The organism is Pseudonocardia sp. KRD291 (genome assembly GCF_019263595.1).
Classification (GTDB): Bacteria; Actinomycetota; Actinomycetes; order Mycobacteriales; family Pseudonocardiaceae; genus Pseudonocardia.
In genome coordinates, this window is record NZ_JADQDD010000200.1 from 1 (window position 1) to 11,804 (window position 11,804).

General features: G+C 71.9%; 15 protein-coding genes and 1 pseudogene. 11 read left to right on the plus strand and 5 right to left on the minus strand.

Features of this window, described 5'->3' with window-relative positions:
• Positions 1-810, plus strand: an 810-nt coding sequence (locus tag I4I78_RS22995; RefSeq protein ID WP_218613550.1) for an LLM class flavin-dependent oxidoreductase, incomplete at its 5' end; no start/stop codon positions are given.
• Between the two features lie 34 nt (positions 811-844).
• On the opposite strand, the gene I4I78_RS23000 is transcribed toward I4I78_RS22995, so the two are convergent.
• Positions 845-1,441: a dienelactone hydrolase family protein gene (locus I4I78_RS23000; RefSeq protein ID WP_218613551.1), complete on the minus strand. Its 597-nt coding sequence runs from the start codon at positions 1,439-1,441 to the stop codon at positions 845-847.
• Positions 1,442-1,564: 123 nt separating this feature from the next.
• Here I4I78_RS23000 and I4I78_RS23005 point away from each other — a divergent pair, with 123 nt between their 5' ends.
• Positions 1,565-1,780 carry a hypothetical protein gene (locus tag I4I78_RS23005; RefSeq protein ID WP_218613552.1) on the plus strand — a complete coding sequence of 72 codons (216 nt, stop codon included), beginning with the start codon at positions 1,565-1,567 and terminating at the stop codon, positions 1,778-1,780.
• Positions 1,781-1,810: 30 nt separating this feature from the next.
• Here the strand turns inward: I4I78_RS23005 and I4I78_RS23010 are convergent, their stop codons facing one another.
• A complete protein-coding gene (locus I4I78_RS23010; protein WP_218613553.1) occupies positions 1,811-3,214 on the minus strand; it encodes an HNH endonuclease signature motif containing protein in 1,404 nt (467 codons plus the stop codon).
• Between the two features lie 535 nt (positions 3,215-3,749).
• On the opposite strand from I4I78_RS23010, the gene I4I78_RS23015 reads away from it, so the two are divergent.
• Positions 3,750-4,127 carry an ATP-binding protein gene (locus I4I78_RS23015; RefSeq protein WP_218613554.1) on the plus strand — a complete coding sequence of 126 codons (378 nt, stop codon included), beginning with the start codon at positions 3,750-3,752 and terminating at the stop codon, positions 4,125-4,127.
• Here I4I78_RS23015 and I4I78_RS23020 read toward each other — a convergent pair.
• Entirely contained in the window at positions 4,101-4,526 is a 426-nt protein-coding gene (locus I4I78_RS23020; RefSeq protein WP_218613555.1) for a helix-turn-helix domain-containing protein, read from the minus strand. The two genes, I4I78_RS23015 and I4I78_RS23020, sit on opposite strands and share 27 nt — an antisense overlap.
• 83 nt (positions 4,527-4,609) lie before the next feature.
• Between I4I78_RS23020 and I4I78_RS23025 the strand changes: the two genes are divergently transcribed.
• Positions 4,610-5,470 carry an NAD(P)H-binding protein gene (locus I4I78_RS23025; RefSeq protein WP_218613556.1) on the plus strand — a complete coding sequence of 287 codons (861 nt, stop codon included), beginning with the start codon at positions 4,610-4,612 and terminating at the stop codon, positions 5,468-5,470.
• Positions 5,471-5,590: 120 nt separating this feature from the next.
• Positions 5,591-5,914, plus strand: coding sequence for an ANTAR domain-containing protein (locus I4I78_RS23030; protein ID WP_218613557.1), 324 nt, complete (start codon positions 5,591-5,593; stop codon positions 5,912-5,914).
• A gap of 39 nt (positions 5,915-5,953) precedes the next feature.
• Here I4I78_RS23030 and I4I78_RS33930 read toward each other — a convergent pair.
• Positions 5,954-6,220: pseudogene (locus I4I78_RS33930) on the minus strand (VOC family protein); the annotation flags it as partial.
• Here I4I78_RS33930 and I4I78_RS23040 point away from each other — a divergent pair.
• The 3 genes from I4I78_RS23040 to I4I78_RS23050 all read left to right on the plus strand — a co-directional run bounded on the left by I4I78_RS23040 (position 6,120) and on the right by I4I78_RS23050 (position 8,028).
• On the plus strand, positions 6,120-6,644 hold the full coding sequence (locus I4I78_RS23040; protein ID WP_308252299.1) for a MarR family transcriptional regulator: 525 nt from the start codon (positions 6,120-6,122) through the stop codon (positions 6,642-6,644). The pseudogene I4I78_RS33930 and the gene I4I78_RS23040 overlap by 101 nt on opposite strands.
• Before the next feature lie 343 nt (positions 6,645-6,987).
• On the plus strand, positions 6,988-7,374 hold the full coding sequence (locus I4I78_RS23045) for a hypothetical protein (RefSeq protein WP_218613558.1): 387 nt from the start codon (positions 6,988-6,990) through the stop codon (positions 7,372-7,374).
• Positions 7,375-7,602: 228 nt separating this feature from the next.
• Entirely contained in the window at positions 7,603-8,028 is a 426-nt protein-coding gene (locus tag I4I78_RS23050) for a Fur family transcriptional regulator (RefSeq protein WP_218613559.1), read from the plus strand.
• A gap of 35 nt (positions 8,029-8,063) precedes the next feature.
• On the opposite strand, the gene I4I78_RS23055 is transcribed toward I4I78_RS23050, so the two are convergent.
• A complete protein-coding gene (locus I4I78_RS23055; RefSeq protein WP_218613560.1) occupies positions 8,064-8,495 on the minus strand; it encodes a hypothetical protein in 432 nt (143 codons plus the stop codon).
• A 517-nt stretch (positions 8,496-9,012) separates the two neighbouring features.
• On the opposite strand from I4I78_RS23055, the gene I4I78_RS23060 reads away from it, so the two are divergent.
• The 3 genes from I4I78_RS23060 to I4I78_RS23070 form a co-directional block, all read left to right on the plus strand.
• Entirely contained in the window at positions 9,013-9,195 is a 183-nt protein-coding gene (locus I4I78_RS23060) for a CsbD family protein (protein ID WP_218613561.1), read from the plus strand.
• Between the two features lie 800 nt (positions 9,196-9,995).
• Complete coding sequence (locus I4I78_RS23065; protein WP_218613562.1) at positions 9,996-10,874, plus strand: hypothetical protein; 879 nt, start codon at positions 9,996-9,998, stop codon at positions 10,872-10,874.
• On the plus strand, positions 10,867-11,804 hold a 938-nt coding region (locus I4I78_RS23070; protein WP_218613563.1), incomplete at its 3' end, for an SRPBCC family protein. The genes I4I78_RS23065 and I4I78_RS23070, both read left to right, overlap by 8 nt.

Below are 11,804 nucleotides of genomic sequence, written 5' to 3' on the forward strand. Positions count from 1 at the left end.
AGCGGAACGGTCATCCGCCCACCACCTCGGTACGCGCCCGGCCGCGTCGCCGGCGACCTGTCGCTGTTCGGGGCGCTCGGCGCGCTGCTCGGGTTCCACGCCGAGGACCCGCCGCCGGACTACCGCGAGCAGGTCACCGACGTGCTCTCCTACTTCGACGGCACCGCGGTGCGCCCGGACGGGCAGCCGCTGCACGTGCTGCCGGCCGAGGGCGCCGACGTGGAGTTCGTCGTGCTCGGATCCAGCCCGGGCGTCAGCGCGAACGTGGCGGGCGAGCTGGGGCTGCCGTTCGCCGCGAGCTACCACACCGTCCCGCACGCCGTCCTGGATACGGTCGCGGCGTACCGGGCCGCGTTCCGGCCGGGCCGCGTGCTGCGCCCGCACGTGCTGGTCTCGGCCGACGTCGTGGTCGCCGGTGACGACGACACCGCCCGCGAGCTCGCCGCGCCCTACGGCCAGTGGGTGCTCGACATCCGTACCGGGCGGGGCGCGCGCCCGTACGTCGCCCCGTCGGACGCTCGGGCCCGGGAGTGGACCGACGCGGAGCGGGCCGGGGTCGCAGACAGAGTGAGCACCCAGTTCGTCGGGTCTCCCGCGACCGTGGCCGACCAGCTGGAGACCCTCGCCCGCGCGACCGGCGCGGACGAGCTCCTGATCACCACGATCACCGCCGAGCACGCCGACCGGGTCCGCAGCCACGAGCTCCTGGCCCGGGAGTGGGCCGCGCGCGCCGCCTCACCCGTCGTGTCGGGGGACGCGACCGCGCCGGCGCTCGACGCGCACCCGGCACAACGGTCGAGATGGCCGTGACGGGGGCCGGTCGCCGCGCGGAGCCCGCTGAGGTTCATCTCGAGCGCTCGGCCACGAAGTCCCGGACGCGCTGCACCAGCACGGCGGCGGCGCTCTCGTCGTGGTCGGGGAGGCTCTCGTCGGCGAACAGGTGCGTCGTGCCGGGGTAGAGGAACAGATCCGCGTCGTCGGTCGAGGCCACGATGTCGCGCGCCGCGTCCAGGTCGCCGTCGTTCACGAAGAGCTCGTCGCCCTCCATCGCGTGGACCTGCAGCGGCACACCGGGCGGCCACGCGTCGCCGAACTCCGAGGCCGGGACGCAGGCGTGGCACAGCACGGCCCCGGCGACGCCGGGCCGGGTCTGCGCCAGCATCTGGGCGGGGAGTGCGCCGAGCGAGAACCCGACGGTGACAAGCTCGCCCGGCAGGTCCTCGGGAAACTCGGCAGCGACCGCGCGGCGGCCGCGCTCGAGCAGGACGCCGAACCCGATCTCCCGGGCGTGGGCGACGCCGGCGTCGAGTGCGGTGAAGGTGGCGCCGTCGTAGAGGTCCGGCGTGCACACGTCGTGCCCGTCGGCGCGCAGGCGGTCGGCGAACGACCGGATCCCGGTGGTGAGCCCGCAGGCGTGGTGGAACACGACGACGTGGGCCATGGACCGACGGTAGCCGACGTGCCGAGGCGCGCCCCGAACCCTGACGAGGTTCCAGCGGGTTCTCCTGGAACGCGGTTCGCCGGTAGCCTCGTCGTACGAGCAGGCGATGCCCAGGGGTTACCAATGGCAGTGCAGGCGAACGCGACACCGCAACCGGAACCGGATGAGGAGCTTCCTCCGCTTCCGCCCCGGCGCGCCGCGCCGGAGCTACCGGACGAGGAGATTCCGGAGCTCGCCGAGGCGGAGGCGCCGTCGCTGCCCTCCGACGAGATCCCGTCCCTGCCGGAGAGGCCCGACACCGGCACCGATCCCGACACCGAGGGAAGCGCCGGCGAGTAGTGCCGGCCCGCCGGGCCGGGCACTGCCTGTTCAGCGACGCGTCGCGCCGACGATGCCGTCCAGGTTGGCGATGCGCACACCGGTGCCGGTGACAGTGGCGGGCTCGCGGTCGGCGGCCGGTGGTCGGGCGCGTCGCTGTCCCGGGACGTCGATGATCGACGCGGGTTGGCGGCGTGGCCGCCGGTCTGGGTCGATCCAGGCCGGCGGCACGAACTCCGGTAGTCCGTCGCGGATGCGGACGGTCCATCCGGGGTGGTGGATCAGGCGGTGGTGCTGTCGACACAGCATCACCAAATTGTCGATCTTGGTATCGCCGAGGTCTTCCCACGGAATGATGTGGTGGACCTCGCACCAGGAGGGTGGCCGGTCGCATCCGGGGTGGGCGCAGCCCCGGTCGCGGGCGATCACGGCGCGGCGGAGTCCGTCGGGGATCGAGCGGGTGACGCGTCCGACGTCGAGGGGTTGTCCTTCGCCGTTGAGGACGATGGGCAGGACGGCGGCGTCGCAGGCGAGCATCCGCAGGGTCTCGGGTGAGGTCTGGCCGCCGAAGTCCAGCATCCCCGACCGGGCACGGGCTTCCAGGTCTTCGAGCCGGATGATCACCGAGATCTGTGGCCGGCGCCCGCCGGTGTCGGGGACGAGCGCGGTGGGCCCGTGGGACAGGGCGAACCCACACACCTCGGCCAGAGCTTCAGCCTGGCGCTGCGCGGGTTCGCGGGTCTCGTCCGACGAGGTCGGCTTGGACTTCGCGTCGATGACCGTGGCGATCGTGTCGAACATGGCGGCGTCGTCGAACCGTCCGGTGATCTTCCCGCCAGGGCCGTTGCGGTGGCGCACCAGGCGCAGCTCGTTGACCTCCGGTTCGGGGTGCCCGTCGTCGGGGGCGGGGCCGTCCTGGTCGAGCTTCTCGATCAGCTCGGTTCCCCACGTCTGTAGCTCGGTGGGCGTGTAGTCGCTGCTCTTGGCGGCGAGTTCGGCTTCGGCGGCCGCCCACACCTGCGGCGTGAGCCGGTCGGCGGCGCGGGACCCGAGGACCTTCGCGACGACCTCGACGTGGCGCAGGCTGGTGCGCCCGGCGTCGAACACCTCGCTGGTGGCGGGTAGCCGCGGCGGCAGCACGGTGCCGTCCAGGGCGGTCGTCCCGACCACGTTCTCCGCGGCGGTGGTGTGGCGGCGGGCCTCGTGTCGTTCCCAGCCGAGGAGGTCGGCGAGGGCGGCGGTGCTGGTCTTGTAGCCGCGGGAGGTGAACACGTCGCGGCGTTCGGCGGCGGCCAGGACGCCGACCGAGAGGTGATCGAGCCGGCGTCGCGCGGCCTCGCAGGCGATGAGCACCGAGATCTGTCCGGTGTCACTCGCCCCGACGACGGCCGCGCGCAGGTCTTCGACGGCCTCGATGAGGCGGTCGTGCGCGGAGGCGATCCGGGCGTCGGACATGGCACCAGCATAGGGGAACATCTGTTCGAGATGAAGTCCGTCGTCGCAGGTCAGCGACCACTCGGCGCACGGCCGGAGCTCGACGATGCGGCCGGTGCCGGTGCCGGTCGCGCACGCCATGCATGCGTACCGCATCGCCAGTAGTCAGATCCCGCTCCCGGGCTCGCGCGCGACCGTACCCGTCCGGGGCGGCGCTCGCCGGGCCCCACTCGACGCTCGTCGGTTCCTTTCCCGCGAGGCGAGGTCGGGCGCGTCCCGAGGGGGCCCCTCGCTCACCCCGGCGTCCCGAAGGGTCCCCTCGTGGCGGCGCGGCGCGCCACGGCCGGGCGCGCCACGGTCGGACGGACCGCGGCCGACGGGCACGCGGTGGCACCGCCGGACGACGGCGTCTTCCTCTGCCCGCACCGGCGGTCCGGTCGGGCGCCGCGGCGCGGAGGTCGACGACGGCCGGCCCACCGGTACCGCCCGTGACGTGTGAGCCCGGCGGGGGGCGGGAACTCCCGTGAATCGGGCACAGCGGACGGGAGGGAGCGCGATGTGTCGTGCCTACGAACCGGTACCGAGCTCCTGCGCGCTCGTGCGGCGCAACGTCCTGGCCTCGCCGGCCGTGTTCGGGCTGGGGGAGGAGACGGTCGAGGCGGTCCTGCTGGTGGCCAACGAGCTGGCGAGCAACGCCGTCGACCACGCCCGCACGCCGTTCCGTGTCTCGATCGCCCTGCGGGAGGGTCGTCTGCGGATCGAGGTCACCGACGGGTCCCGGAAGATGCCCGTCCTGCAACCCCACGACCCCGCGGCGGCGCGTGGGCGAGGCCTGCAGATGGTCGACCACCTCGCCGCGAGGTGGTCGTGCGAGCTGGTACCGGCGGGCAAGACCGTCGCGGCCGAACTACCGCTGCTCACCGCCGGGGTCTGAGCCGGTTCCGACCGGACGGGCGTCGTAGGCGCGGCGGGCCTCGGTCACCTGCGGCACCGATTCCTCCAGCAGGTCGGCGAGGCCGTGCAGCCGGTGCGCGACCTGCGCGCCCAGCCCGGTCAGCGAGTACTCGACGCGCGGCGGGATCGTCGTGCGGACCTCGCGCAGCACCAGCCCGTCGCGCTCGAGGGTCTGCAACGTCTGGGACAGCATCTTCTCGCTCACGCCCTCCACCCGGCGCCGCAGCGCGTTGAACCGGAAGTCGCTCTCCCGCAGCGCGAGCAGCGCCAGGATGCCCCACTTGCCCGCGACGTCCTCGAGCGTGGACCGGGACAGGCAGTGACGCGCGAACACGGTGGTGACCAGCTCGTCGGTCGGGTCGCCGGGCGCTGTGCTCATGCTCTCACGGTACAGCACACTTCAGCGAGTAAGTGCTGTGTAATAGTTAGTACCATCCGATCGAACACCGCAGGGAGCGTGCCATGACCACCTATGCCGTCACCGGAGCCACCGGGGCGCTCGGCGCCCTCGTCGTCGGGGAACTGCTCGGCCGCGGCGTGCCGGCCGCCGACGTCGTCGCCGTCGTGCGGACGCCGTCGAAGGCCGAGGACCTCGCCGCCCGCGGCGTCACCGTGCGCCGGGGCGACTACTCCGCGCCCGAGACCCTTCCGGCCGCCCTGGCCGGTGTGGACGTCCTGCTGCTGGTCTCCGGCAACGAGGTCGGCCGGCGCGTCCCCCAGCACGAGGCCGTGATCGAGGCGGCCGTCGACGCCGGCGTCGGGCGGATCGTCTACACCTCGGTGCTGCGCGCCGACACCACGGAGCTGGCCCTCGCACCGGAACACAAGGCGACCGAGGAGCTGCTGCGCCGTTCCGGCGTGCTGTTCACCGTCCTGCGCAACGGCTGGTACACCGAGAACTACACCGAGCGGATCCCGGAGTACCTCGCCCGTGGCGCGATCGTCGGTGCGGCCGGGGGCGGGCGTGTGGCCGCGGCGACCCGGGCCGACTACGCCGCCGCGGCGGCGGAGGTGCTGCTCGGCGACGGGCACGCCGGCGCGGTCTACGAGCTGGGCGGCACGCCGTTCACGTTCACCGAGCTCGCCGCCCAGATCACCCGGGCCAGCGGCACCGAGGTCGGGTACACCGACGTCGGCGTCGCCGAGCTCGTCGGGATCCTGCAGGGCGCCGGCCTCGACGAGCCCACCGCCGGCTTCGTCGCGGCCCTGGACGAGGCCATCGCGCGCGGAGACCTCGACGCCGACCCCGCCGACCTCGTCCGGCTCCTCGGCCGCCCGTCGACCCCGCTCGCCGACGCGGTCCGCGCCTCGGTCGCCGTCTGACGGGTGCGTCCGTCCGGTTCGCCGCGGGCAGCCTCGACCGGTCCGGACCGATCCGGATGGGCGTCGGGATCCGAACGTCCTCCCAAGGTGTCCGGATGCCGAGCACGTGGAGAGTTCGCCATGAACCAGCCCAGCGCGTCGCCCCTGTCCGAGGACCAGCTCCGGGAGTCGCCCACGGTCCATCTCGCGACCGGGATGATCGCGGCGGAACGGGATCTGAGCTGCACGGCGGCATTCGAGGTGCTGCACGAGCGGGCGCTCGACCGCGACCTGTCCCTTCTCACCGCCGCGCACGAGGTGGTCCGCCGCGACACCCCGTCGTCGGGTGGCGGCGGTTCCACCCCGGCCCACGACGACTGCCGACCGGCCGCTCTCGGGCGCGGCCGCTGGATGATCCGCAATGCCCAGGACCTCGTGAGACGCGAGGACGCCGGTCGCCGCTGAGGCCCGGAACGGACGTGCCGACCCCGTCGGGCACGGACATCAGGCGCGGTCGTGGAGGGTGACCTGGTAGCCGTCCGGGTCGGCGAAGGTGAATGTCCGACCGAAGGGGCCGTCGATCGGTGCGGAGACGATGGTGTGGCCGTCGACGACGAGAGCATCGTGGATGTCCTGGACGCCCGTGGCGTGCAGCCAGATCGCGGCGCCGATGCCGGGCTGGGCGACGGACGCGAGATCGGTGCCGGGAACGACGTCGCGGAGTGCGAACGCGATCGGCTTCGTCTCGAAGACGACGGCGTGCGGAGGCCCGGTCTGCGGCTATCTGCTGAAGGAGGCCTCGAGCGCGCTGCGTGCGGCGATGGAGGAGGTGCTGCGCCCGCTCGGGACGAGCGTGACGCACTACTCCTGCCTCGAGCTGCTGGCGCAACGACCGGGCTTGTCGAACTCCGAGCTCGCGCGCGGCGCGTTCGTGACACGGCAGTCGATGAACGTGCTGCTCCAGACGCTGGAACGGGAGGGCTCCGTGACCAGGCCCGCGGCGGCACCGGTCGGGAAGGTACTCCCCACGCGACTCACGCCTCGCGGCCGAGCGAACCTCGAGAAGGCGACCGCGGCGGTCCGGTCCGTCGAGGTCAGAATGCTGGCCGGAATGACCGGGACCGAGCAGTCGGAAGCGTTCCGGATTCTGCAGAGCATGACCCGTTCCCTGCGCGACGGCGACGACGGTGCATAGGTGACCGGAACCGCCCGACGGACGACGTTCCTCGCATTCGTGCGCCGAAATCGGGCCGCCGACCTGGGGCGGGGCCTGCCCCTGAGCTGGGCGTCGATCGAGATCGGCGACGGCGCGGCCGGTACGGACCGGATGAGGGGAATTGTCGGGCCGGTTCGGAAACCCCCGTTCGGGGCGTAACCTCACGCTCAGTGATTTCGCCACTCGATGGTGGTATCCGGTTTGGTGTCGATCCCGGATCCCGATAAATTCGGTCCCAGTCGGCACGGGCTCGCGCCCACCCTCGGTGCCGTCACGGACGAGGCCCCCCTCGGGTGGGCTCGCGACCCCCAGGAGATCCACTGTGCTGAAGAAGGCTGGAATCGTTGCGGTCGGCGCCCTGGCGTCCCTGCTGGCGGTCAGCCCGCTCGCGTTCGCGGGCGAGGGCGGCCACGCCGGCGACCACAGCGGCCACCACGGCTCCGGAAACGTCATCGACAAGGACTCGAAGGGTGCGCTCCTGAGCGGCCTGAGCGGGAACAACGTCAACGTGCCGATCCAGATCTGCAACAACAACATCCCGGTCAACGTCCTGGGCGTGCAGGTCCCGGTCGAGGACGCGGCGGCCGGTAACGGGCTCACCGGCGTGCTCGGCGTGCTGGGTTCGGGCGAGGCCGAGAGCGGCGACTCCCTCACCTCGCAGCCCGACGACTGCGGGCAGAGCGCCGACGCGGGCGACTCCATCGGATGATCTGATCCGTCTGCACGACGAACAGGCCCCGGGATCTTCGGACCCCGGGGCCTGTTCCGTGTGCGCCCGGGTCACCGGCACATCCGTCGCGTTCGGCGGTCCGCCGAGACATTGCTCCCCGCCGCGCGGTGTCGCCCGCCCGACACCGGGTACACCGGCCGTACGACCGGTCCCGGTCGTCGTGGTCGGGAACGGCCCGGTCCGCCGATCGGATGCGGAGGGGCGACGATGGCCGCTGACGTGGACACGCTCTTGCGGGCCGCAGGCCTGCGCGCGACGTCCGCGCGCAGGCGGGTCCTCGCCTGGCTCGCCGACCATCCGCACGCGACGGCCGACGAGGTCGGCCGGGGAGTCCGGGCCGAGCACGGGCCCGTCTCCACGCAGGCGGTCTACGACGTGCTGCGGGCCGGGGTCGACGTCGGGCTGGTGCATCGGATCGATCTGGACGGGCACCCCGCGCGCTTCGAGTCCCGGACCGACGACCACCACCACCTGGTGTGTCGCCGGTGCGGACAGGTGACCGACGTCGACGGCGTGGTGGGCGCGGCCGCGTGCCGGGACACGCCGTCACGGGCGTGGCTCGCGCCGGACTCGGTCGAGGTGACGTTCTGGGGTACCTGCTCCTCGTGTCGAGGCGCCCGCCGGGCGGCGTGACGCGACGGTGTGACGGGGGCGCGTCCGCCTCCGGATCAGCGGGTCGCGGCGCGGATCGCCAGCACGATGGCGAGGACGAGCAGCGCGACGACGAGCAGCAGCGCCAGGACGATGAGCAGGACCGGCGACAGCGCGAGACCCACGATCACCAGGGTCTTCGCCAAGGTGCCCAGCGCGGCGAAGCCGGCCTTGACCGCACCCCAGACCGGGTTGGTCCCGGCGAGCAGCGCCTTCCCGGCGCCGAGTGCGGCGGCGAGACCGACGCCCCCGCGCGCGGTGACGTCCTCGAGCGAGCCCGCGAGGTCGTCGACCTTGCTCAGCGCGACGCCCGCCACCTTGTCGACCACGGCGACCAGCAGGGCCTGAAAACTGTTCTTGAGACGCTCCTTGTTGTCGATGGACGGTTCCGGTTCCGCCTCGGTACCGGTCAGTGCGTCCGGCTCGCGTTCGGCCAGGGCCTGGGTCATGTCGTCCTCGTCTCCTCGGGTGCGCCGGCACCGGACAAATCTGTTGTCGGGGCGGCTCGGATCTGGTTCCGAACAGGTGCGCGGAATGCGTGACGATCCGGGAGGAGCCGTCGGGCCGCGCCATTGACGAGAACGCCGACCGCTTCCGATCCGACGCTCAGCGCCGTGGTCCAGCGCCGTGGCCTGGCGGCCTTCCGCCCCCTCGGTCGGCCGTCGCGTCCCTGCCCGGCCCCGCCGGGCCGACCACTGTCGCCGCAGCTCACAGGGTCTTCTGTCCGGCTGTCGCGGACGGCCGGCACCGGGAGCCTAGGGGATGACGGGCCCCGATCACCACGACAACGGCCCGTCCGACGCCGGCGACTGTTCGCGTGTGCGCCGAACAGAGCAGTGCCGGAGCGCAGCCGTACGAACAATGTCATGAATGCCGGGACGCCGCCGTCACGCGCTTTCGTTCCGGTCGTCGTGGCGGTTCCATGAGGCCCGGCCCGAATCGTCGGGTCGGCCCGAGAGGAGCGGTATGCCCAAGAGCGAGAAGGCCAAGAAGAAGCCGAAGGAGCTGAAGGGAAAGGCCGAGCAGGCCGCCGGGAAGGTGGTCGGCAGCAAGAAGCTGATGGCCAAGGGAAAAATCGACGAGACCGAGGCCAGGAGCACGGGCTCGATCACGCAGGGGGCCAGGAAGCTCAAGGGCAAGCGCTCCTGACGCGGCGGCCCGGGGTCGCGTCCGATCCCGGGTCGCCCCGTTCGGCCGCCTCGTCCGACAACTTCTGGAATCAATCCAAACTGGCTTCGGGAGTTGTTGCGGGGAGACGTCGCGGGCGTTCGTGGGGCGCGATCGACGCGATTTCGTGCACCTGCATGTGCAGGAATTGGGTCGGGCCACCCTGTCCGGGTCGGTCCGGCTGCGGGGAGGTGCGTCCGGGCGTCCGGGATCGTCGTCCGGCGGTCCGCGGTTCTCGTCGGTGACGGCCGCGGCGGATCCGGTCCCTCCGGTGCCCCGCTCCCGTCCGGCCGACGCCCGTGGTGTCGAAACCTCTGCAGGGCAACGGGATCGGCGTCGTCCGTGTCGATCGTCGATGTCGGACGGACCGGACCGCGAGGTTCTCCGGTGTCGGCGGCGTCGCGATCGAACCGGTCGGGTGCCGGGCTGCGAACGTCGTGATGTCGCCGATGTGCGTATTGCCGTTCTCGGGCAGGCCGTGCTGCGAACGGCCTATTCCGGACGTCCGTTCGGACCTCTCAACGAATTTGCGTCAGGCCATTGAGTCCACTCCTGCGGACCGTTTGTCCCGCATTCAAGTTGGGCCCAACAGCGGCGGACCTACTTGCGTGGCCCGATGTAATGTCGCCGCCACCTGATGAACGGCGCGTGACGAATTTCGGGAACTTCGGGGGATGTGTGGCTGGACTTCATGATCGCCACCGCTTTGCAGATCTGGATGTCATAGCGGACGCGTCGTTCGTCACGAGCCACAGGTCCAACCCTGAAAGGGTGAACGCTGTATGAGCGCTACATCGAAAATCGGGCTCGCTGTGGTGGGGGGGTACGTCCTGGGGCGCACGAAGAAGATGAAGCTGGCGATCATGCTCGGTGGCGCCCTCGCCGGACGGAAGCTCAACCTGTCGCCGTCGGAGCTGATGAGCCAGGGCGCGAAGCTCGCCTCGGCCTCTCCGGAGCTGGGCCGCCTGCAGAGCGCCGTGCGCGGCCGTCTGCTCGAAGCCGGCAAGGACGCGGCGATGGCTGCGGCGAGCAACCGGATGGAGTCCCTCACCGACTCCCTGATCTCCCGGGTGGAGAACCTGGGCAAGCCCGTCGAGCAGGTCGCCGGCACGGCCGGTGACGCCGCGGGCGCCACCGTCGAGACGGCGGGCGAGACGGCCGGTGTCGCCGCCGAGACCGCGGGCAAGGCCCTCGACTCCGGCGGTCGTGCCGCCGGGAACGTCACGCGGGCCGGTCGTCGCCGGGCCGCCGAGGACGACGAGGCCGATGCGCCCGAGTCCGGGTCCGACGACGCCGAAGGAGAGAAGGCTGCCTCCGGGTCCGACGGCGACGCGGGGGAGGAGTCCGAGGAGGACTCGGCCGCGGAGCCGGACTCGCCCAACGGCACGGTTCGCGAGATGGCCGAGACCCGTCCGAGCCGTAACGGTTCCGAGTCCGAGGGCAAGTCCGGTTCGGCTGCGCCGTCGCGCCGCCGTACCGCCGCGGCCTCGAGCCGCTCGACGGAGAGCAAGACCAGCACGTCGTCCTCCCGTAGCTCGTCGGCCCGGTCACGGACCGCGGAGCCGACGAAGAAGGCGCGGGCCTCGTCGTCGTCCACGACGCGCCGCAGCACCGGCACCCGCCGGTCCACCGGCAAGTCGGGAGGCCGTAACGATGGCTGAGTCCGATGCGGGGGCCACGTCGGTGCTCGACAGCCTGCCGACCGACCGTCTGCGGGAGGCCGCGCAGTCGCTTCTCAAGACGCTGACCGACAAGGCGGTGAGCGCCGCACTCGACCAGGTCGACGGTCTGACCGGTCGTCTGACCGACGTCGCGGACAACGGTGGCGTCGGGCTGCAGTCCGCCCTCACCGGCGGCAAGGAGGCGGCCGAGGGAGGCAACCCGGTGACCGGTGCGATCAAGGGCGGCCTGTCCGCCGTGAAGGACAAGGCGATGGGCGCGGTCGGGCTCGGCGGTGGCGACGACGGTGACGGCGACGGCGAAGGGGGCGGAGGTGGAGGCTCCGGCGGCGGTGGCCGCGGCAAGTTCAAGTTCATGAACATCGTCGAGGAGCTCGACATCGGCGTCCCCGTCCGCGTCGCCTACAACCAGTGGACGCAGTACGCCGACTTCCCGACCTTCATGAAGAAGGTGCACAGCGTCGATCAGGAGTCGGACGAGAAGACCAACTGGAAGGCGCAGGTCTTCTGGTCGAAGCGCTCCTGGAGCGCCACGACCATCGAGCAGATCCCGGACACCCACATCATCTGGCAGTCCCAGGGCGCCAAGGGCTATGTCAACGGCATCGTCTCCTTCCACGAGCTCGGGCCCAACCTGACCAAGGTCCTGCTGGTGATGGAGTACTACCCGGTCGGCCTGTTCGAGAAGACCGGCAACATCTGGCGCGCCGTCGGACGGCGTGCCCGCCTGGAGTTCAAGCACTACCGCCGCCACGTGATGGTGGAGACGCTGATCAACCAGGAGGAGCTCGAGGGCTGGCGCGGGGAGATCCGCGACAGCGAGGTCGTCAAGACCCACGAGGAGGGCCTCGAGGAGGAGCAGGCCGCCGAGGCCGAGGACGGCGAGTACGAGCCGTACGACGAGGACGGCGA